Origin of the sequence: Rhodococcus oxybenzonivorans (assembly GCF_003130705.1) — a bacterium.
Classification (GTDB): Bacteria; Actinomycetota; Actinomycetes; order Mycobacteriales; family Mycobacteriaceae; genus Rhodococcus_F; species Rhodococcus_F oxybenzonivorans.
Genome location: NZ_CP021354.1, coordinates 4,132,678 through 4,153,732 on the forward strand (window position 1 = coordinate 4,132,678; position 21,055 = coordinate 4,153,732).

Annotated in this window: 22 protein-coding genes; 12 read left to right on the forward strand and 10 right to left on the reverse strand. The window is 66.3% G+C overall.

All coding sequences use genetic code 11. The features are described 5' to 3' along the window. On the forward strand, positions 1–750 hold the full coding sequence (locus tag CBI38_RS19505; RefSeq protein WP_109331378.1) for a DNA-formamidopyrimidine glycosylase family protein: 750 nt from the start codon (positions 1–3) through the stop codon (positions 748–750). Here the strand turns inward: CBI38_RS19505 and CBI38_RS19510 are convergent. Further along, a complete protein-coding gene (locus tag CBI38_RS19510) occupies positions 747–1,478 on the reverse strand; it encodes a DUF1353 domain-containing protein (protein WP_109335210.1) in 732 nt (243 codons plus the stop codon). The genes CBI38_RS19505 and CBI38_RS19510 overlap by 4 nt on opposite strands. A gap of 7 nt (positions 1,479–1,485) precedes the next feature. Further along, complete coding sequence (locus tag CBI38_RS19515) at positions 1,486–2,064, reverse strand: TetR/AcrR family transcriptional regulator (protein WP_109331381.1); 579 nt, start codon at positions 2,062–2,064, stop codon at positions 1,486–1,488. A 53-nt stretch (positions 2,065–2,117) separates the two neighbouring features. On the opposite strand from CBI38_RS19515, the gene CBI38_RS19520 reads away from it, so the two are divergent. Continuing rightward, complete coding sequence (locus tag CBI38_RS19520) at positions 2,118–3,077, forward strand: oxygenase MpaB family protein (RefSeq protein WP_109331387.1); 960 nt, start codon at positions 2,118–2,120, stop codon at positions 3,075–3,077. A 41-nt stretch (positions 3,078–3,118) separates the two neighbouring features. Beyond that, positions 3,119–3,655: a hypothetical protein gene (locus CBI38_RS19525; protein WP_109331388.1), complete on the forward strand. Its 537-nt coding sequence runs from the start codon at positions 3,119–3,121 to the stop codon at positions 3,653–3,655. On the opposite strand, the gene glpD is transcribed toward CBI38_RS19525, so the two are convergent. Next, entirely contained in the window at positions 3,633–5,375 is a 1,743-nt protein-coding gene (glpD, locus tag CBI38_RS19530; RefSeq protein WP_109331393.1) for a glycerol-3-phosphate dehydrogenase, read from the reverse strand. The genes CBI38_RS19525 and glpD overlap by 23 nt on opposite strands. A gap of 50 nt (positions 5,376–5,425) precedes the next feature. Between glpD and glpK the strand changes: the two genes are divergently transcribed. Further along, positions 5,426–6,919: a glycerol kinase GlpK gene (gene glpK, locus CBI38_RS19535; protein WP_109331394.1), complete on the forward strand. Its 1,494-nt coding sequence runs from the start codon at positions 5,426–5,428 to the stop codon at positions 6,917–6,919. Here glpK and CBI38_RS19540 read toward each other — a convergent pair. From CBI38_RS19540 to CBI38_RS19550, 3 genes are all read right to left on the reverse strand, one after another. After that, on the reverse strand, positions 6,904–8,088 hold the full coding sequence (locus CBI38_RS19540; protein ID WP_109331395.1) for an aminotransferase-like domain-containing protein: 1,185 nt from the start codon (positions 8,086–8,088) through the stop codon (positions 6,904–6,906). The two genes, glpK and CBI38_RS19540, sit on opposite strands and share 16 nt — an antisense overlap. A gap of 167 nt (positions 8,089–8,255) precedes the next feature. Continuing rightward, positions 8,256–9,659 (reverse strand): NAD(P)H-quinone dehydrogenase, encoded by a 1,404-nt coding sequence (locus CBI38_RS19545; RefSeq protein ID WP_109331396.1) that lies wholly within the window; start codon positions 9,657–9,659, stop codon positions 8,256–8,258. 157 nt (positions 9,660–9,816) lie between these two features. Next, positions 9,817–10,713 (reverse strand): glucose 1-dehydrogenase, encoded by an 897-nt coding sequence (locus CBI38_RS19550; protein WP_109331397.1) that lies wholly within the window; start codon positions 10,711–10,713, stop codon positions 9,817–9,819. Positions 10,714–10,894: 181 nt separating this feature from the next. On the opposite strand from CBI38_RS19550, the gene CBI38_RS19555 reads away from it, so the two are divergent. Further along, positions 10,895–11,356, forward strand: a complete 462-nt coding sequence (locus CBI38_RS19555) for a gamma-glutamylcyclotransferase family protein (RefSeq protein WP_109335211.1) — start codon at positions 10,895–10,897, stop codon at positions 11,354–11,356. Positions 11,357–11,371: 15 nt separating this feature from the next. Here the strand turns inward: CBI38_RS19555 and CBI38_RS19560 are convergent, their stop codons facing one another. From CBI38_RS19560 to CBI38_RS19570, 3 genes are read right to left on the reverse strand one after another with little or no spacing between them, the layout of a single operon-like run. Next, positions 11,372–12,523 (reverse strand): M20 family metallopeptidase, encoded by a 1,152-nt coding sequence (locus tag CBI38_RS19560; RefSeq protein WP_109331398.1) that lies wholly within the window; start codon positions 12,521–12,523, stop codon positions 11,372–11,374. Continuing rightward, on the reverse strand, positions 12,520–13,680 hold the full coding sequence (locus tag CBI38_RS19565; protein ID WP_109331399.1) for a M20 family metallopeptidase: 1,161 nt from the start codon (positions 13,678–13,680) through the stop codon (positions 12,520–12,522). The genes CBI38_RS19560 and CBI38_RS19565 overlap by 4 nt, the downstream gene beginning before the upstream one ends. A gap of 12 nt (positions 13,681–13,692) precedes the next feature. Then, positions 13,693–14,391: an enoyl-CoA hydratase/isomerase family protein gene (locus tag CBI38_RS19570; RefSeq protein WP_109331400.1), complete on the reverse strand. Its 699-nt coding sequence runs from the start codon at positions 14,389–14,391 to the stop codon at positions 13,693–13,695. Positions 14,392–14,411: 20 nt separating this feature from the next. Between CBI38_RS19570 and CBI38_RS19575 the strand changes: the two genes are divergently transcribed. Beyond that, the gene (locus tag CBI38_RS19575; RefSeq protein ID WP_109335212.1) at positions 14,412–15,194 is read left to right on the forward strand and encodes a purine-nucleoside phosphorylase; all 783 of its coding nucleotides are present in this window, start codon (positions 14,412–14,414) and stop codon (positions 15,192–15,194) included. Beyond that, on the forward strand, positions 15,191–16,780 hold the full coding sequence (locus CBI38_RS19580; RefSeq protein WP_109331409.1) for a phospho-sugar mutase: 1,590 nt from the start codon (positions 15,191–15,193) through the stop codon (positions 16,778–16,780). Before CBI38_RS19575 ends, CBI38_RS19580 begins: the two co-directional genes overlap by 4 nt. Before the next feature lies 1 nt (position 16,781). On the opposite strand, the gene upp is transcribed toward CBI38_RS19580, so the two are convergent. After that, a complete protein-coding gene (gene upp, locus CBI38_RS19585) occupies positions 16,782–17,405 on the reverse strand; it encodes a uracil phosphoribosyltransferase (protein ID WP_109335213.1) in 624 nt (207 codons plus the stop codon). Positions 17,406–17,594: 189 nt separating this feature from the next. Between upp and CBI38_RS19590 the strand changes: the two genes are divergently transcribed. From CBI38_RS19590 to CBI38_RS19610, 5 genes are read left to right on the forward strand one after another with little or no spacing between them, the layout of a single operon-like run. Beyond that, complete coding sequence (locus CBI38_RS19590; protein WP_109331410.1) at positions 17,595–17,918, forward strand: type VII secretion target; 324 nt, start codon at positions 17,595–17,597, stop codon at positions 17,916–17,918. A gap of 2 nt (positions 17,919–17,920) precedes the next feature. Beyond that, on the forward strand, positions 17,921–19,108 hold the full coding sequence (locus CBI38_RS19595) for a C40 family peptidase (RefSeq protein ID WP_109331411.1): 1,188 nt from the start codon (positions 17,921–17,923) through the stop codon (positions 19,106–19,108). 8 nt (positions 19,109–19,116) lie between these two features. Beyond that, on the forward strand, positions 19,117–19,461 hold the full coding sequence (locus tag CBI38_RS19600) for a hypothetical protein (protein ID WP_109335214.1): 345 nt from the start codon (positions 19,117–19,119) through the stop codon (positions 19,459–19,461). Next, on the forward strand, positions 19,458–19,763 hold the full coding sequence (locus CBI38_RS19605) for a YbaB/EbfC family nucleoid-associated protein (RefSeq protein WP_109331412.1): 306 nt from the start codon (positions 19,458–19,460) through the stop codon (positions 19,761–19,763). The genes CBI38_RS19600 and CBI38_RS19605 overlap by 4 nt, the downstream gene beginning before the upstream one ends. 48 nt (positions 19,764–19,811) lie before the next feature. Beyond that, entirely contained in the window at positions 19,812–21,053 is a 1,242-nt protein-coding gene (locus tag CBI38_RS19610; RefSeq protein ID WP_109331413.1) for a primosomal protein, read from the forward strand. Positions 21,054–21,055: the final 2 nt, after the last annotated feature.

The window sequence follows — 21,055 nt, forward strand, 5'->3', positions numbered from 1 at the left end:
ATGCCCGAAGGCGACACCGTCTGGCGCACGGCCAACTCGCTGCGTGACGCACTCGAGGGTCACGTACTGACCACGTGTGATGTGCGGGTTCCGCGGTACGCCACCGTCGACCTGTCCGGGTTGAAGGTCGACGAAGTCGTCAGCCGTGGTAAACATCTCCTCATCCGGGTCGGTGGGTACTCCATCCACACCCATCTGAAGATGGAAGGTGCGTGGCATATCTACCGGGCGGACGCGCGGTGGCGTCGCCCAGCCCATCAAGCCCGTATGGTGCTGGCCACCGAAGAACGTGTCGCTGTGGGCTTCTCCCTCGGCATCACCGAGATACTCGACCGGAGTGCGGAAGCCGCCGCGGTCGGTCACCTCGGGCCCGACCTTCTCGGGCCGGACTGGGATGCAGACACGGCCGTCCGCAATCTCCGGGCGGCCGGTGATCAACCCATCGGTGTTGCCCTCGTCGATCAGCGCAACCTCGCGGGTCTCGGCAATGTCTACCGAAACGAGGTGTGCTTCCTCCGTGGCGTCGATCCCCACACTCCCGTGCGCGAGGTGACAAACCTGCCGGCCATGGTCGCGCTTGCCCATCGCATGATTCACGCAGACAAGAACAATCCGATCCGGCACCGTCCGTGGGTGTACGGCCGTGCGGGCAAGCGTTGCCGCCGGTGCCGAACGGTGATCCGAAGCCGGGAACTCGGGCAGCAGGACATCTTTTTCTGCACCTACTGCCAGCCACCGTTCGACCGCTAGCGCAACACCGTGGTCGGCGGTCCGAGCGGTGGGGGCTTGCGCGTCACTCTGCGGCCGAACAGCCAGGCGGTCACGTCCGGGATCCACAGCACTGCCGCGGTCGCCAGCGTCAGCAGGTAGGTCGGTGTGACCACCGGCAGGAGTATGCATCCGAGCAGTGCCACGGGAAAGTCCCTGCGCCACAGGAGTGAGAGGACACACGGAAGCGCGAGGAGACCGACCGCTGCTGGGTAGTGGGAGGTGGCGATCGCCCACGGCACTCCCACCACCCAGCACACCATTCCGAGGATGTGGTGGGCGATCAGCAGGAACCTCGTGTACGTGGTGAAAGTCCAGATCCGCCCGACCTCTACCCCGACCCAGAAGATCCGGCTGCGAAACGGTCCGACGCCCTCGTCGAGCAGCGCAGTCCGGAACAACTCGTCGGCCCGGCGGCGTAGCGCCATGCCAGATTTTCCGTGAGCTTCCGCATGGTGACACAGATCGTCGTGCATGATCGCGGGAAGCAGCTGGCGGCCATACGGAGCGAGCAGCCCCCGAAGCGGCGCGGGAACGGAGGCGAGGTCGGTCCGGAGTACGCACGGCTCCGGCGCGCAACCGGGCACCGTCACCACCGTCTCACCGTGGACGTACACGAAGTGGTCGGTGAGCTGAAAGTATTTGTGGTCGAGCACCCGAAGGGCCGGCTGTGGACGAGCCGGGTCGTCCGCTGATACCTGAAACGGCATGCTCACCTCATTCGTGGCCGGACCGGTTGGCCTCCATCACCAGAGTGACGCAATGGGCGACGAATTGCTCGCGCGACGCGGCAACGGTTCCGTCGAGATATCCGATGAACAACGTCGTGAGCGCGCCGACGACGCCGATCGCGACAAGTTGCTTCTCCACCTCGTCATCCACGGCCGAGAGTTGGTCGTGGACGAGCGTTACGAACCCGGGCATGAGGTCCATTCCCCGCCGACTCAGCGCGGGCTCGGACAGCGGCGCGAGCAGCAGCACACGACCCCTCTCGGGGTTGTCGACCATCAGCTCGACGAACGCTTCGACGGCGGCCTCGGCTCGCGCCCGCGCAGTGTGGGCCGACGCCACCGCGCCCAGAAGCGCCGCCTGTGCCTCGTCGCCGACCGTGGAATAGACGGATCGGACGAACTCGTCGCGGTCGGCAAACGACTCGTAGAAGTAGCGCTCGGTCAACGAGGCCGCACGGCAGACGGCCCGGACGTTGACTGCAGGCCCTGCAGGGGCGCCCAGGAGCGTGATTCCTGCCCGCAGGAGCGCCGCTCGCCGGGCTTCGCGGCGGTCTTCCAACGTCACGTCCCCAGCTCCCACTCTTGACTACGCACGTTGTCAGATCCTAATCTGACAACGTGCGTAGTCAAACGAACTCGGAGGGTGCGTCCGTGCAGGCCACCGCTCCCACACCGCTCGGACCTGATTCGCTGACCTGGAAGTACTTCGGCGACTGGCGGGGAATGCTGCAAGGCGTCTGGGCCGGCTCGATGCAGAACATGCATCCGGGCCTCGGCGCTGGAGTCGAAGAGCATTCCGAGTTCTTCGACGAACGGTGGGAGCGCCTGTACCGCTCGCTCTACCCGATCGGGGGCGTGGTCTTCGACGGTGACCGCGCCCAGCAGACTGCAGAGCAGGTCCGGGGATACCACAACACCATCAAGGGCGTCGACAAGCACGGACGGAAGTATCACGCCCTAGATCCCGACACCTTCTATTGGGCGCACGCCACGTTCTTCATGGGCACAATCCTCACGGGCGACAATTTCATGGGCGGCCTCACCGAGGAGCAGAAGCGGCAACTGTTCACCGAACACATCCAGTGGTACCGCCTGTACGGAATGAGCATGCGCCCGGTCCCGGAGACCTGGGAAGCGTTCCTGGAGTATTGGGACCACATGTGCCGCAACGTCCTCGAAGACAACAAGGCTACCCGTGACGTCCTCAACCTTTCCGGCCTGGGCGTCCCACCGTTTCTGACGTGGCTCCCCGACCGGGTGTGGGCGATCCTGCGCATCCCGGTCGCCAGGGGATTCGTCTGGCTGACAGTGGGGATGTACGACGAACCGGTACGCGAGCGCCTCGGATACCGCTGGACGGCACGCGATGAGCGACTGCACACCCTGGTGGGCCGGACGGTGAATGCCCTGTTCCGCCTCGTCCCGTGGCGCTACCGTTACCATCCTCGCGCCCGCGCCGGGTGGGACCGTGAGACCGGGCGCACCCGCCGGGACGCCCCGCTGGTGCATACGCCGCCGCGGAACCTGCCGCCCCTCGGGCGTCGCGACGACCCGAAGCACTACAGCCCGCGGGTGTGATTCCCAGGGAGAACACAGGCAAATCGTGACATGCTCGGAGGATGGAGTGGGACCTTCCGAGGCTCTTGAATCGCCCGCCGCTGATGAGCGAAAAATCGCTGTCGCCCGACCATGCGGCAAGCCGCATCAGCGCGTATATCTACGGCAACATTCTCGTGCTCGCCGCGCTCATTCCCGTCACCAAATCCCAGGAAACCCTGGGCATTGCCATCGTGGTGGGCGCCGCTCTGTCCACGTTCCTCGCCCACGCTTTTGCCGAGTCCGTGGGCCAGACGCTCCGGCTCGGCAGATCGCTGTCCAGAACCGAAAGAGTTCGGGAACTGCGGGACGGTCTCCCCATCCTGACCTCCGCGGTGGTGCCCACCGTGATCCTCGGCACAGCCTATGTGGGTTGGCTCGAGCCGCGAACGGCGCAACTGACCGCGGAGATCGTGATGATCGTCCGCATCGGCTCGATCAGCTACGTGATCAGCCGGCTGCGGCGCGAAAAGGTCACCCACATGACGCACTGGGCGGCGATCGGCCTAGCGTTCGTTGCCGCAGTGATCGTGGTGGTCAAGGTACTTCTGACACACTGACGGGCGGTTCGAGCAATTCGACGCGAGATTCGGGTGCCGCCGCCCGCAACGCGTCCGCGGAGAGGTCGTCCGGCTGCGCTTGGGACTGCACCTCCGCCTCCACACGCGCACGGTAGGTCTTCAGTTCGCGGTCGATCATGTCGGAGTCCCAGCCGAGGACGGGGGCCACCAGCTGTGCGACCTGCTCGGCGCAGTTCACACCACGATGCGAGTATTCGATCCCGATACGCGTCCTTCTGGTCAGAATGTCGTCGAGGTGCAGCGCACCCTCTGCCGCAGCGGCATAGACGGCCTCGACCTGAAGGTAGGCCGGTGCGTCGGTAATGGGCTGCAGCAGTTCGGGTTTACCCTCCGCCAGATCGAGCACTTCACCGATGAGCGAACCGTACCGGTCGAGGAGATGCTTGACGCGGTAGGGGTGAAGTCCGTACAGCTGACCCAGGTGCACGGTCTGGTTCACCAGCGCGTAGTAGCCGTCCGCACCAGCCAGCGGCACCTTCTCGGTTATCGAGGGCGCGACCCTGGCCGGAATGTCATCGGCAGCAAGATCCACCGCGTCCTCGGCCATCACCCGGTACGTGGTGTATTTGCCGCCCGCGATCGCGACCAATCCGGGCGCCACGCGCGCGACGGCATGCTCGCGCGACAGCTTGGAGGTCTCGTCGCTTTCCCCTGCGAGGAGGGGGCGCAGACCTGCGTAGACACCGTCGATGTCCTCGTGCGTGAGGGCCGTCACCAGGACCTTGTTGACGTGGCCCAGAATGTAATCGATATCGGCTTTGGTAGCTGCCGGATGGGCGAGGTCGAGATTCCAGTCCGTGTCGGTGGTTCCGATGATCCAGTGGCTACCCCACGGGATCACGAACAGCACCGACTTCTCGGTCCGCAGGATGATGGCGGCATCGCTCACGATGCGATCCCGCGGTACCACGATGTGCACACCCTTGGAGGCGCGGACACGGAATCGGCCGCGCTGCCGGGAAAGCGCCTGTATCTCGTCCGTCCAGACACCGGTCGCGTTGATGACGACGTGCGCCTGCACCTCTGCGGTTCGCCCGTCTTCACAGTCACGGATCCGAACGCCGGACACGCGATCCGCTTCCCGCAGGAAACCCACGACCTGAGTGGACGTGCGCACCACCGCGCCGTAGTGGGCAGCGGTTCGGGCGACGGTCATGGTGTGGCGCGCGTCGTCCACGACGGTGTCGTAATACTGGATGCCGCCGGTCAGCGAGTTCCGTTTGAGTCCCGGTGCCATCCGCAAGGCACCTGCCCGGGTGAGGTGTTTCTGCGCGGGCACCGATTTGGCTCCGCCCATCCGGTCGTAGAGGAAGATCCCCGCCGCCATGTAGGGGCGTTCCCATACCCGATGGGTGATGGGAAACAGGAACTTGAGCGGCTTCACGAGATGGGGCGCCAGCGTCGTCAGCGACAATTCACGTTCCCGCAGGGCCTCCCGCACCAGCCCGAACTCGAGCTGTTCGAGATAGCGCAACCCGCCGTGGAACATCTTCGACGAGCGGCTCGACGTTCCGGACGCATAGTCCCGCGCCTCGACCAGGGCGACCTTGAGTCCGCGGGTGGCTGCGTCGAGGGCCGCACCGGCACCGACGACACCGCCGCCGATCACGACGACGTCGAACTGTTCGGTCTGCAGCTTCTCCCACGCAGCGTCGCGCTGCGTGGGACCGAGGAACTGCACACCTGGCGAACTACTCAACTCGGGCTCCTGTGAGATGACGACGGATTCATGCCCAGGCTAGTAGCTTCATGCGTGTGATTCAGTACATCGCTGCGATAGACCAGGGCACCACCTCGAGCCGCTGCATGATCTTCGATCACGACGGAGCGGTGGTCAGCGTCGCTCAGAAGGAACACCAGCAGATCCTTCCCCGTGCCGGTTGGGTGGAGCACGACCCGAAAGAGCTGTGGATCAATACGCGCGAAGTGGTGGCATCCGCCCTTGCGAAGGCGGATCTCACCAAACGCGACATCGCCGCCATCGGTATCACCAATCAGCGCGAGACTGCGGTGGTGTGGGACCGGAATACCGGAGAACCGGTGTACAACGCCATCGTCTGGCAGGACACCCGGACCGACGAGCTGTGCACCCGGCTCGGCGGCGACGAGGGGCCCGGGCTTTATCAGAAGCGTACGGGCCTGCCGCTGTCGACGTATTTCGCAGGACCCAAGGTGCGATGGATCCTCGACAACGTCGACGGCGCCCGTACACGAGCAGATGCCGGCGAACTGTGTTTCGGCACCATCGACAGCTGGATTCTGTGGCATATCACGGAAGGCACGCACGTGACAGATGTCACCAACGCCTCCCGTACGTTGCTGATGAATCTGGAGACACTCGACTGGGATCCGGACATCTGCGCCGACTTCGAGATCCCACTGTCGATGCTTCCCGAAATACGCAGCTCCTCCGAGATCTACGGCGTGGGCCGTCCCCACGGCACCCTTCCCGGAGTACCGGTCGCAGGGATCCTCGGTGATCAGCAGGCCGCGACATTCGGGCAGGCCTGCCTGTCCGAGGGAGAAGCGAAGAACACGTACGGGACGGGGAACTTCTTGCTCCTCAATACGGGGACCACCCCCGTGCACAGTAAGCACGGCCTTTTGACCACGCTGTGCTACAAGATCGGGAACGCTCCTGCCGTGTACGCGCTCGAGGGGTCGGTGGCGGTCACCGGTTCACTGGTCCAATGGCTGCGGGACAACCTGGGGATCATCTCGTCGGCCGAAGACATCGAGCCGCTGGCGAATTCGGTCGACGACAACGGAGGTGCCTATGTCGTCCCGGCGTTCTCCGGGTTGTTCGCACCTCGGTGGCGACCGGACGCGCGCGGTGTGATCGCAGGCCTCACCCGTTTCGTGAACAAGGGTCACCTCGCCAGGGCGGCTCTCGAAGCCACCGCCTATCAGACCCGGGAAGTGATCGAGGCCATGCGTGCCGACTCCGGAGTCGAGCTCGCCTCACTCAAGGTGGACGGCGGCATGGTCGTCAACGAAACACTGATGCAGTTCCAGGCCGACATCCTCGGAGTTCCGGTCATCCGCCCCGTCGTCAGCGAGACCACCGCGCTGGGCGCCGCCTACGCCGCGGGACTGGCCGTCGGCTTCTGGTCCGGTGAACAGGATATTCGCGACAACTGGGCAATGGACAAGCGGTGGGAACCCGGGATGGACGAAGCGGAGTCCACCAGGCTGTTCGCCGAGTGGAACAAGGCCGTCGAGCGCACCTACGACTGGGCGTGAGCCAGGTAGGCGCTGCCAAGTCTCTCGCAGGCGCCTGCCAGAACGTCCTCCGGGCAGGTGGCGAAGCACAGTCGTAGTGCGGCGCCGAGGTCTGCACCGACACCGAACGCCGACCCGGGTACGAACGCCACACCGTGCTCGACCGCCGTCGGCAGCAGATCCGCGGTGTCGATGGTGTCGTCGGTGAACTCGACCCAGCAGAACATCCCGCCCTTCACGTCGGACAGCGTCGCAGCATTACCGAACGTGGTCGTCGTCGCGGCGGTCAAGGCTCGGGACCGGGCACCGTAACGGGTACGGAGCGTGTCGAGGTGAAGTGCCAGCCACGCCTCGTCCGACAACATCGCCGCCGTGATCTGGTGAGTGAGCGAGGAGCCGCACAGGTCCGCGCCCTGTTTGAGAAGTTCCACCGCCTCGCACACAGCGCGATCACCGTGCAACCAGCCGACCCGCAACGCCGGAGCCAGAATCTTCGAGGCACTGGACAGGCGGATCACCCGGTCCGAGAATGTAGCGACCGGAGGGGGCGGCGGAGCGTCGAAAAACAACTCGCCGTACGGGTCGTCCTCGATGACCCAGAAACCGTACCGGTCGGCCAGCGCCGCCAAACGCTCCCGCCGATCGGCGGCGAGAACGACACCACGGGGATTGTGGAAGTTACTCACCGTGTGGACGACAGTCGGGCGCACGCCCGCTTCGAGAAGTTCCTGCAGCGCGGTCGTGTCCATGCCGTCGCGATCGAGCGGCACCGCACGGATGTCCGCCTGAGCCGCCCGAAATACCTGCAGCGCACCGGTATACGCGGGCTCTTCGACAACCACGATATCGGCCGGGTCGAGTAGAACCTGAGCGAGGAGGCTCAACGCCTGCTGCGATCCGTGGGTGACGACCACCTGGCCCGGGTCCAACGCCCGTCCGATCCGGGCGCCCTCACGGGCAGCGAGCACGTCACGCAATCGGCGCAGGCCCGTGGTTTCGCCGTACTGGACCGAGGCGGGATCGGCGAGCGCGCACTCCGCTTCCTTCCGAATTCGTTCTCGCGGAATGAATTCGGGATCGGGGAGACCGCCGGCCAGGCTGACGACGTCCGGCCGGGCGGTAAGGGTGAGGAGGTCACGGATGGCGGAACTGCGCAGGCCGTCCATCCGGCGGGAAAATGTGTGCGGCATATCGACTCCCAGGGGCACGTCGAGACAGAGGTCAGGAGAAGAACACCCTGTCCGTCCTGGGTCTGCGGGGCGGTAGAGCGCCGAGGCACGGCCGATGATTGTGGACCGTGCCACGACTATCCCACCACTGCTGTCAGTATGTGAAATGCATTTCCCAGATAGCGGGATCAGTCCAGATCGTCGTGGCGCATCAGCTGGCGGGCGGCCTCGGTGATCGAGCCGGTCAGCGAGGGGTACACCGAGAACGTCGCTGCCAAGTCGTTGACGGTCAGGTTGTTCTGGACAGCGATCGCGATGGGCAGGATCAGCTCCGACCCGTTGGGCGCCACCACGACGCCACCGATCACCACACCGGTGGCAGGTCGGCAGAAGATCTTCACGAAGCCGCGCCGCAGGCCGGACATTTTTGCCCGCGGATTGGTGTTGAGCGGGAGCATGACGGTGCGGGCCGGCACTTCGCCGTTGTCGATCGCGGCCTGACTGACGCCTACCGTGGCGATTTCGGGCCGGGTGAACACCGCCGAGGCCACCGTCTTCAGCTTGATGGGACTCACGCCCTCGCCCAGAGCGTGGTACATCGCGATGCGACCCTGCATGGCGGCAACCGAGGCCAACGGCAGCAGCCCCGTGCAGTCACCCGCGGCGTAGATGCCCGAGACCGGCGTCCGCGACACTCGGTCGACTCGCAGATATCCGCCCTTGTCCAGTTCGATGCCGACCTTCTCGAGTCCGAGGTTCTCGGTGTTGGGAACCGAGCCGACCGTCATCAAGGCGTGACTGCCCTCCACGGTTCGTCCGTCGGCGAGCACGACGACCACACCGTCTTCGGTGCGCTTGACCGCGTCGGCCCGCGCGTGCTTGACGAGGGTGACACCACGTTCGGCCAGAACGTCCTCGAGTACGAGTGCGGCGTCGGCGTCCTCACCGGGGAGCACCCGGTCTCGGCTCGACACCAGCGTTACCTTGACACCCATTTCGGTGTAGGCGGACACGAACTCCGCGCCGGTCACACCGGAACCTACGACGACGAGGTGGGTGGGCAATTCGTCGAGGTCGTAGAGGTCACGCCAGGTGAGGATCCGCTCACCGTCCGGCTCGGCCCCGGCGATCACCCGAGGACTGGCACCGGTGGCGATGAGGACGACGTCGGCATCGAGCGTCTTCTGCTCGCCGTTCGCGAGGGTGGCGCAGACCTGATGTGATGCCATGCCGAGGCGCGGGTCGGTGAGCTCCGCAGTACCGGAGAGCAGCTCGACACCGACCGTCTGGAGCCTGGTTCGGATGTCGGCGGACTGAGCCTGAGCGAGACTCTTCACCCGGGCGTGGATCTGAGGCAGGGCAATGGTGGCCTGCGCCGGATCGAGAGCGATACCCAAATCGGTGGCACGGCGCATGTCCGTGCGTACACCCGTCGAGGCGATGAATGTCTTGGAGGGCACACAGTCGTACAGAACGCACGCCCCGCCCACCCCGTCCGAATCGATCAAGGAGACGGCGGCGCCGTGCTGAGCGGCCACCAACGCTGCCTCGTATCCGGCAGGCCCGCCACCAATGATCACGATTCGGGTCATCTGTCCTCCAAATAGACGTGCCGACCAGGGTCTCCGGTCTGCAACTCGAGCATCACAGCGCGTCGTGTCGTGCACTGCCAGGGAACAGATTACTAGCCGCAGATCGGGGCCGTCGCCGCGTAGACCTCGGGCGGCGACTCGGCGCGGGATCGAGCGGTCAGGTCAATGGAGTGCCGCCGGTGACGCCGATGATCTCGCCGGTGATGTAGCTCGATTCCTGGGAAGCCAGGAAGACGTACGCGGGCGCCAGCTCCGCCGGCTGCCCCGGGCGGCCCAACGGCACGTCGCCTCCGAACGACTCGAACTTCTCGGTCGGCATGGTCGCCGGAATCAACGGCGTCCAAATCGGCCCCGGGGCAACGGCGTTGACCCGAATGCCCTTCTTCGCGACATCGGCGGCGAGCCCCTTGGTGAAATCGATGATGCCGGCCTTGGTGGTGGCGTAATCCAGCAACTCGGGGGATGGGTTCGCGCCCTGGATCGAGGACGTGTTGATGATGGTCGATCCCGGCTCCATCACCGCGACCGCAGCCTTGCACAACCAGAACATCGCGTAGAGGTTGGTCTTCAGAACACGGTCGAACTGTTCCGTACTGATCTCGGCGATTCCGCCCATCTGCACCATCTGATAGGCAGCGTTGTTCACCAAAATGTCCAGCCCACCGAGTTCGGATACGGCAGTGTCGACGAGCGCTCGGCAGTGATCCTCCGACCTGATGTCACCGGGCACCGGCACCGCCTTGCGGCCGGCGTCTTCGATGAGCCGAACCGTGTCCCGGGCATCCGGTTCTTCCGCTTCGAGGTAGCTGATCAGCACATCGGCACCCTCGCGCGCGAACGCAATTGCGACCGCTCGCCCGATACCCGAATCACCTCCGGTGATGAGAGCCTTCCGCCCTTCCAGCCGCCCGCTCCCCCGGTAGGTCTTCTCACCGTGGTCGGGTGCCGACACCATGTCCGAGGTGAGCCCCGGATGTTCGATCTCGCTCTGCCCTTCGCGGTCTGGCATCGGGTACGCGGTGGTGGGATCCTGTTTCGTGTACTGATCTGCCATTGTTCTCACCCTTTCGCTACGCCGACCCGGTCCCCTCCGATGTACCCAGTTTCGCGGATCGAAATCGAGTGAACGACAGGTGAGCTGCGCCTCGCGCGTCTCCCGCGCGGTCGTGCAACTCCTCGCGGTTCATGCCTACGCCTTTGCATCCCTGAGCAACCCGGTATGTAGTCTGACCTGCGTGAGTTACTACGCCGCCTATGGGTCCAACATGCATCCGGAGCAGATGCTGCAGCGCTGCCCTCACTCGCCGATGGCGGGAACGGGCTGGTTGCACGGTTGGCGGCTCACGTTCAGCGGCGGTGACATCGGCTGGGAAGGCGCGCTCGCCACGGTGGTCGAAGACCCCGATTCCAAGGTCTTCGTGGTGCTGTACGACGTACCGGAGGAGGACGAGGTGAGCCTCGACCGCTGGGAGGGCTCCGAACTCGGAATTCACCGCAAGATCCGGGTACGGGTCGACACCGACGGAGAACCGGTGCTGGCCTGGCTGTATGTGCTCGATGCCTACGAGGGTGGGCTGCCGTCTGCGCGGTACCTCGGTGTCATGGCCGATGCCGCCGAAATCGCCGGGGCACCCGCCGACTACGTGCGCGACCTGCGTACCCGCAACAGCCGCAACGTCGGCCCGGGCACCGAATAGGGCGTCCCGGAGCAGTCAGCCCAGCACGAGGCTGGACAACACCCGCACGCCGACACCGAGCGCCCGCTCGTCCAGATCGAATGTGGGTTGATGGATGTCGAGCTGTTCACCGACGCCCGACCACACGCCCAGCCTGGCCATGGCACCCGGAACTTCCTCGAGATACCAGGAAAAGTCCTCGCCACCACCGGACTGCGGGGTGTCGGCGAGGGCGTCCGCACCCACGGTGCGGATAGCATTCTCGAACATTCGGGTCGACACCTCGTCGTTGACGACGGGCGGCACGCCCCTGCGGTAGTTGAGTTGGTATCGCACTCCCGTGGGCGCCAGCAGTCCGTGCACGATGTCGCGAACGAGCGGCTCGAGCATTTCCCACGTCTCGTGGTCACCGGTCCGCACCGTGCCGGTCATCATGCCGGTCTGCGGAATGGCGTTGGGGGCCCGGCCCGCGCTGACCGCTCCCCACACCATGACGGTGCCTGTACGTGGATCGATTCGCCGGCTCAGCATGCCCGGCAGGCCGGTGACCACAGTGCCGAGTGCGAAGACCAGATCGGTGGTGAGGTGCGGCCGCGATGTGTGACCACCGGGTGAGTCGAGCACAACCTCGATCGTGTCGGCAGCAGAGGTGATGGCGCCGAGTCGAATTCCGACGCGCCCGGCCGCGAGCCGGGGATCGCAGTGCAGCGCGAAGATGCGGGAGACGCCTTCGAGTCGCCCTGCCGCGACCACCTCCAGTGCGCCGCCGGGCATCACCTCTTCGGCGGGCTGGAATATCAGGCGGACACCGACCGGCAGTTCAGGAATCTCGCTGAGTGCCAGGCCTGTCCCGAGCAGGATCGTGGTGTGGGCGTCGTGGCCGCACGCGTGGGACACACCCGGCACTGTCGACGAGTACGTCGCCCCGGTGAGTTCCTGCAGCGGAAGCGCGTCCATGTCGGCGCGCAACGCGATCCGGGTTCCGGTGTCCGGGCCGAGATCACAGGTGAGTCCGGTACCTCCCGGGAGCAGTTCCGGTGAAAGACCCGCGGCAGCAAGCCGGGTCGCCACGAACTCCGTCGTGGCGTACTCGTGCCGCGCCAACTCCGGGTTGGCATGGATGTGCCGACGCCAATGCGAGAGGTCATCGGTGTGAGCACTGATCCATTTGTCGACGGCCGCATTCACCGGCGATCAACTCCTTCCAACAGCCGCACCCGCTGTGTGTCGTCCGTTGCAGCGCGAACTGCCGTCCGAGCCAACGCAATTGCCCCGTCTACCACGGCGCGATCCGCCGACTCGGTGATACATGCCGCCGCGAAGCCGGGTTGGTGCGTGACAGCACCGCCCGAGTCCAGTCCGATGATCGGATGGATGCCGGGTAGGACGTTCGTGACGTTCCCCATGTCGGTACTGCCCAGCGGACGTGTGCCTTCCCACTCGAGTGGCACCGGTGTCCGTCCCATGTCGAGAATCTCTTCCCGGTAGGTCGCGACGAGCCACGGGTCGGGGGTGAGTTCCGTGTACGTCGGGGACACCGTGCGGATCTCATGGGTACATCCGGTTGCGAGTGCACCTGCAGCGAAACACGCCTCCGCACGCGTGGTCAGTTCGGACAGCGCCCACGCCGTCTCGGCGCGCAGGTAGTAGAGCATCTCGGCTCGCGCCGGCACGATGTTGGGTGCGGTGCCACCGTCCGACACGATGCCGTGAATCTGCTGGCCCGGCGAAAGATGCTGGCGCAGCAGACCGATACCGACCTGCGCCACAGTCGCGGCATCTGCCGCATTGCGGCCGAACTCGGGCGCGGCCGACGCGTGCGCCTCCCGCCCGGTGAAGGTGATCGCGATGTCCGCGAGCGCCAGTGACGTGGCGCCCGTGATGTCGACCGGCCCAGGGTGCACCATCAGGGCGGCTGCCACACCGTCGAAGATGCCCTGCTCGAGCATGGTGATCTTTCCGCCACCACTTTCCTCGGCAGGTGTCCCGATCACTCGCACCGTGATGCCCAGTCGCTCGGCGACCGTCGCGAGGGCAACTCCGGCACCGACCGCCGATGCCGCGATGATGTTGTGCCCGCACGCGTGGCCGATCTCGGGAAGCGCGTCGTATTCGGCGCAGATGCCGAGCACGAGATCACCACTGCCGAAGGTCGCGTCGAACGCGGTCGGCAGGCCCGCCACTCCCTGCCGCACCTCGAAACCGCTCCGTTTCAGCAGCTCGGTGACCTTTGCGACACTCCGAAACTCCTCGAACGCCAGTTCCGGTTCCGCGTGGATCGAATGGGACAGCGCAACCAGATCGGTCTCGATGGACCTGACCGCCGCCTCGACATCCGCATTCACGTGCTCATTCTCTCACCCGAAGCTGAAGTTGCTCTTGTCCGTCACCAGGGCGAGGGCGGTGAGGGCTTCCTGATGGATTCCGCGCTTGATGCCGGACAGGTTGTCACCGCGTGTCGCGGTGAGCGCGGATGCCCGGGCCACGGCCGCCGTGAGCACGGAGTTCCCGTCCGCAACCTCCTCCACGATGCCCGTGGCGAGCGCATCGGCGCCGCCATAGCGACGGCCCGTCGTCATCGCGTCCACGGCGGTCTGTTTCGGCAAGCGGGTGGTGAGCAGCGCCGACATACCCACGGTGAACGGCATGTTCAGCGTCACTTCCGGCAGGCAGTAGAACCCGCGGTCGGCGCGCATCACCCGGAAATCGTGGGATGTCGCGAGCATGGCGCCCGCGCCGAACGCGTGCCCCTGGACTGCCGCGACCGTGGCCATCGGAAAAGTCAGCAGCCGGGTGTAGAGAGTGTGGACGCGGTCGAGGTACTCCGGGAGCTTGTCGGTGTTGGAGAAAATCCAGGTGGTGTCCAGTCCATTGGTGAAGAACTTGCCCGTTGAGGTCGTGACCAGCGCGGCGGCGCCTTCGTGCGACTCGATCTCGTCGAGGGTGGCGTGGGTGGCATCGATCCAGTCCGGAGAGAAGCGGTTCTCGTTGTCCACCTCCCCCTCGTTCCCGAGGTACAGGATGAATACGTCACCGTCGCGATCGATATAAGGCATGAGTGGAAGACTATCGCCTCATGGGAACGCCAGACGCCGCGGCTGCCGCGCTCGCCGAGTACACCGACTGTGCCGAACACCCGATTGCCGTCGTCCTCGGATCGGGGTGGAACGCCGCCGCCGACCGGTTCGGGGAACCGTTCGCCACCGTGCCGATGGCCGAACTACCAGGCTTCGCGCCGCCGTCGGCGCTCGGGCACGCAGGGACGATCCGATCCGTCGACGTGGGCGGGCGGCGGGTACTTCTTCTCCTCGGACGTACGCACGCCTACGAAGGTCATCCGCTGGACTCCGTCGTGCATCCCGTGCGGACTGCCGTCGCCGCGGGCGCGCGCACCGTCATCCTCACCAACGCCGCCGGCGGAATCCGGAGCGAGTACGCGGTCGGGCAGCCCGTCCTCGTCAGCGACCACCTCAATCTCACCGGACGTTCGCCCCTCGTCGGCGCGGAGTTCGTCGATCTCGTCGACGCCTACGACCCCGAATTGCGAACGCTCGCCCGCGACATCGACCCGAGCCTTGCCGAAGGGGTCTACGCCGGACTGCCCGGACCGCATTACGAGACCCCGGCCGAAATTCGGATGCTACGCACGCTCGGCGCCGATTTGGTCGGTATGTCCACCGTGCACGAGACGATCGCGGCACGTGCCCTCGGTGCCCGGGTCCTCGGAATTTCACTGGTCACCAATCTTGCTGCCGGGATCACCGGTGAACACCTCGATCACGAAGACGTGCTCGCCGCGGGCCGCGCGTCCGCTGACCGCATGGGCGGGCTTCTGCGCAAGCTGGTGGAGCGCCTGTGAGCGACGTCGTCACCCGGTGGATCGCCGAGGACCCCGACCCACAGTCGCGCGCCGAACTCGCCTCGCTGTCCGCCGACGAACTCGCTGACCGGTTCTCCGCGCCGCTGAGCTTCGGCACCGCCGGCCTGCGCGGGCCGGTCCGGGCGGGGCCCAACGGCATGAACGTCGCGGTGGTGGTCCGCACCACTGCCGGCCTCAGCGCCTGGTTGAAGGACCGGTGCCTGGGCGGTTCCACCGTGGTGGTCGGCCGTGATGCGCGGCACGGGTCCGAGAAGTTCGCCCTGGCCGCGGCGGAGGTTCTGGCCGGTGCCGGTTTCTCCGTGGTCCTGCTGCCGCGTCCGCTCCCCACGCCGATCGTCGCGTTCGCGGTACGCCGGCTCCGCGCAGCGGCCGGAGTGCAGATCACCGCGTCGCACAACCCGGCATCCGACAACGGCTACAAGGTGTACCTCGACGGCGGCGCACAGTTGATCTCGCCGTCGGACCGGGAGATCGAGGCCGCCATTGCCGCGGTGGGGCCGGCACACCTCGTCCCGCGCAGCCCGGTGATCCCGGCGTCCGACGAACTCGTGCAGTCGTATCTTGCGCGGGTCGCCTCCCTGCCGAGGGGAACGTCGCGCACGGTGCGCATCGCACTCACCGCGATGCACGGCGTCGGCGGCGAGACGGCGGTGGCGGCCCTAGGGGCTGCCGGGTTCACCGATATCCACACCGTCGCTTCCCAATTCCGCCCTGACCCCGACTTCCCGACTGTCGAGTTCCCGAATCCGGAGGAACCCGGAGCGTCGGACGAGCTACTCGCGCTCGCCGACCGGGTCGACGCCGACCTCGCACTCGCCCTCGATCCCGATGCGGATCGTCTCGCCGTGGGTGTGCCGGGACCGGACGGCTGGCGCATGTTGCGTGGCGACGAGACCGGGGTCCTGCTCGCCGACCACGTCCTCGCGTGCGCACCGCCCGACCCGCTCGTCGCCACGACGATCGTGTCCTCGGACCTGCTCGAGAAGCTGGCGTCGGCGCGCGGTGCGCGAAGTGCGCGGACGCTCACTGGTTTCAAATGGCTCGTCCGCGCAGGACACGGGCTCGTGTACGCCTACGAGGAAGCGATCGGTCATTGCGTCGACCCGGACGTGGTGCGCGACAAGGACGGAATCTCCGCCGCCGTCGTCGCCGCCGACCTCGCCGCTACCCTGCGCAGCGAGGGCTCGACCCTGCTGGACCGCCTGGACGATTACGCGCTCGAATTCGGTCTGCACGCCGGCGACCAGGTGTCCCGTCGAGTCGCAGACATCAGCGAGATCGGGGCCATGATGCAGCGCCTGCGGGCGAACATGCCGACGGAGTTGGCCGGCGAGCCGGTGCGGGCAACCGACCTGGCGGAGCTGCGCGGCTCATCCCGCACCGACGCCGTCGTCCTCACCGGTTCCTCCGTCCGGGTGGTTGTCCGGCCCTCCGGAACGGAACCGAAGCTCAAGTGCTACCTGGAGGTCGTGGTCGGAGCACCGGACCGCGAGGGGCTCGGCGCTGCCCGCGCCACGGCACGTGAGCGGCTGGCCGTTCTACGCGACTTCGCCCACGCTCTCTGAGTCAGCGGGGGCCGAACTGACGGTCACCGGCGTCCCCCAGTCCCGGCACGATGAAGGCGTCCTCGTTCAGTCCCTCGTCGACGGCAGCGGTGACGAGCCTGACCGGATGTCCCGACTCCTGCAGCGCCGCAACACCTTCGGGTGCCGCCACGACACAGACTGCGGTGACGTCGGTGGCCCCACGGGCAACGAGTAGATCGATGGTGTAAACCATCGACCCACCCGTCGCCAGCATGGGGTCGAGAACGAAGACCGGCATCCCGGAGAGATCCTCCGGCAGCGACTCCAGGTACGGAACCGGCCGGTGCGTCTCCTCGTCGCGGGCCATCCCCACGAAACCGACCCGGGCCTGCGGGATCAAGGAGCTGGCCTGCTCGACCATGCCCAGTCCGGCACGCAGCACGGGAACCAGGAGAGGTGGCTGCGCGAGCCGCACCCCGTTCGCGACCGCGACCGGAGTTACCACGTCGAACGTTGCGACGGGAGCCTCACGCATCGCCTCGTACACCAACATGTGCGTGAGCCTTCTCAACGCGCCGCGGAAGATGGCATTGTCGCTGCGCGCGTCGCGCATGGTTGTCAGGAGGACCGCTGCGAGCGGATGGTCGACCACGTGCGTGTTCATGCTCGAAGAATAAGGGGATCGGGCGGGGATTCCCTCGGGATCGACTTCGCCGGGCCACATGGGTCCGTCGACATGTGTATTCGGATTACCCGTGCAGCACGTCTCGGGTGTCAATGGGGGTGGAACCGTATCGATGTCGACGGCGTCCAATAAGGTGACCGGTATCAAATCCGACTGGGGGGATTGACGATGAACGACTTGAGGGCGGATACCGCGAGTATCGCCACGTTCGCGGCCACGGCCGCGACCATGGGGGCGGAGATGCAGGCGGCCGGGCTGGCCGCTGCGGCGGCGGGCCCGCTGCTGCTGGGACCGGTGTTCGGTGTGATCGGCGGAGACTTCGTCGCCGCCTTCGCCACGGCGCACGCCGCGCACCTGGCGTCGATCGAGAAGCTCGCGGGTGTTCTCGGCGCGATCAGCACGACCGCGCTGGCCAACGCCGCCGACTACGACAGCACCGACATGGCCACGACGGCTGCGCTCGCCGCCGATGCTGTCGGGCTGGGGGCCTGATCATGATCCCCATCGATTTGCTCGCCCGCCCGATGCTCGATCTCCTCGGTGCCTTCGGCAGCGGTGTCCTCCCCGCGGGCGGTCCGGCTGACGCTCTCCGTGCATCCTCGGTCGCCATCGACGCCGTGCACGACACCGGGCGAACCGGGATCAGCGCCGTCTACGGAGACTGGGAAGGACGAGGCGGTACGGGCGCGATCGTGAAGACCGAAGAAGCGCAACGATCCACGGTAGCCGTCGCCGATCGCGGCAACGACATGGCTGCCGTCGTGGCCGAGGCGTCCGAGATCGTGCGGGCCGGAATGGCGCAATTGCAGGAGATCCTGCAGTCGTTCCTCTCCCTCGCGGTCGCGGCCGGACCGGCGCTCGCCACCCCTCCGGGACAAGCCATGATCATCGCTGCCGCGATCGACCATCTCGGGAGAGCGACCACCGTCGTCGCCGCGGTACGGACCCAACTGAGTGAGCAGACCGTGCGAATGGTGGAGCTCACCCCTGCCGAGGACACACCGACCGCGCCCGCCGCCACTGCTCCCGCGAGCACGTCCGCCGCGAGCACCGTGCCCGCGTCCGCAACGCCGATGTCCCCCGCGGGCGCCGACCCGATGAGTCGCGCGGCGTCCGGATTCGCGAGTTCGTCGAGCGCGCCGTCGATGTCCGGATTGATGAGTCCGGTGTCGAACATCGCCTCTTCCGGTGGCCGGGGCGCGAGCGGGAGCCGATCGGATTCCCTCATGGGCAATTCCGGAGTTACCGGCCGCGGCGCCGCCACCTCCGACGCCGCGCACAGCGGTGAGGGCGTCGAGGTTGTTCTCCCGGACGGCAGCACTGCCCTGGCACCCAACAAGGAAGCCGCCGACGCCGTCCGCAATGCGCTGTCACAACAAGGTGTCCCGTATGTCTGGGGTGGCACCGCTCCCGGCGAGGGCCTCGACTGCAGCGGTCTGACGCAATGGGCGTACGGCGAAGCCGGAGTGGGGATTCCGCGTCTTGCACAGGAGCAGAACGTGGGTACCGCGGTCGACCCGGGCGACTTGATGCCGGGCGATCTGGCCGTGTGGGACGGACACGTGGCAATGGTGATCGGCAACGGCCAACTCGTGGAGGCCGGTGACCCCGTGCAGGTGGGCCCCATCCGAACCAGTAACAGCGGCATGGGCTTTTACGGCTTCTACCGACCTACCGAGTGACAGGAATCATGTTTCCTCCCACCCCACCCCCGGCCGGAGTCACGGCAGCAGTGAGCAATCGTTCGGGCACCGTGTCGGTGCGCACCACCGAGCACGGTCTCCCCCTCGAACTTCGCATCGATCCACGCGAACTGCGCTACGGCGGCCAGCGCCTCGCCGACGAGATTCTGACGCTGTGCCGTCGTTCCGCCATGGAAGCCGGCGCACGGCGCCGCGACGAACTGGCCCGTGACGGAATGCCTGCCGACGTGCTCGACAAGCTCGGTCTGCCCACCCGCGCCGACGTGGCAGCGGCCCAGGCCGCCGAGGACGAGGAAGAACCCGCCCCGACGAGCTGGATGCGACCACTGTGAGCGAACACGAAATGGACACCATCGTCGGCCGTGCCACCGAACAAGTCGCTCTCCTCGAGGAAGCACTCGAGGGACTGCGGTCGATCAAGGCCCGCGCCTCGAGTGAGTCCGATCACGTCACCGCCGAGGTGGACGGCAACGGAACCCTGACCGGCCTGTGGATGAACGATTCCATCGCCGGCCTCGACCCCGTGGCCCTGGCCACGCTGATTACCGGCACCACCCAGGAGGCCGCGCGCGTGGCCGCCGAACAGCGCAGCCAGGTCATGACGACGTTGCACGACGAGTTCGGGAAGGTCTAGCCATGGGCCGGGTATATCTTTGGCCGCCGGGTCGATAGGCTTCCCGCCATGGCTGGAGACATCGTCCCGATCGAACTAGGTCTCACCGACGGCGACCTCGTCACACTGTGGGCCCCACGGTGGCGTGAGGGCGACGACGAGTGGGAAGCATTCCTGGGTCACGAGGAAGACCTGTACGGGTTCGAATCGGTGGCGGAGTTGGCTGCGTTCATCCGCACGAATACCGACAACGATCTCGTCGAGCATCCTGCGTGGAGCGTCGTATCCGGGCTGTCCGCCGCCGAACTCGAACCGGACGAGAACTTCTGCTTCGATCTGATCGGGGTGCCGGAACTCGCTGCGAGCGACCCCGACGCCATCGTCGTCAGCGAACTCGAAGACACGCTCAACATGGTGCGCAACATCGGCGAAGTCTGCGAGCTCGACGCCGTCGTCAAATTCTTCAGCGCCAATCCGATCCTCGGCGCACTCCCCGCAGGTGTGAGTGCATTCGAGGGTCGCGAAGGCGAAGAGCTCTGGAGCCAGATCGGAACGGCCATAGCGAAAGGCTGGGACGACGTCCTCGACGCCATCGACGGCATCGTGTCCACCCCCGACGTCGACGCCGATGCGGTGGCCGTTGCGGAAGCAGAGTTGCTGGCCGCCGACGAGAACACCGTGGACGTGGACGACGCCGCGGAGGCCGAAGAAGAGGAGGAGTTCGTTCCCCTCGATCTGGAAGAAGAAGACGACGACGAGGACGACTCGTTCTGGGGCTCGGTGGGCGTCGATCCCATCAAGATCATCACCTCGGGCGGCACCTACTTCACCCTTCGGTGCTATCTCGACGATGACGCTCTGTTCCTGGGACGCGAAGGCGTGATCTTCGTGTTCACCTCGGAGCGTGCCCTCGCGCGTTACCTTGCCGACAACCACGAGCACGCCCTTGCCCAGGTCAGCACCTACGAAGAGATTCAGGTGGCGGCCGTGGACGGCTCACTCGAGGTGGAGGTCACGGATGAGAACGTGTACGTCCTTCCCGGTTTGGCCGACGACCTGGCCGCCGGACCGAAAGCCGTGGACGCGGACCAACTCGACCTCGCCGTCGAATTGTTCACCGATGCAGCGGACTTCGCCGACGACGACTCGGTGGAAACCGCGCTCGCCACGTCCAACCCACTCGGCTGGTACGTGTCGTTCATTCTCGACCCCGACCCGACCCGCCTGGCGCCCAGCGCGCCGTACGACGCCGAAGCCGACGCATGGCGCACCCTCGAGCGCGAATTCGAGGCTCGCCTGCGCGCGGTCTAGGC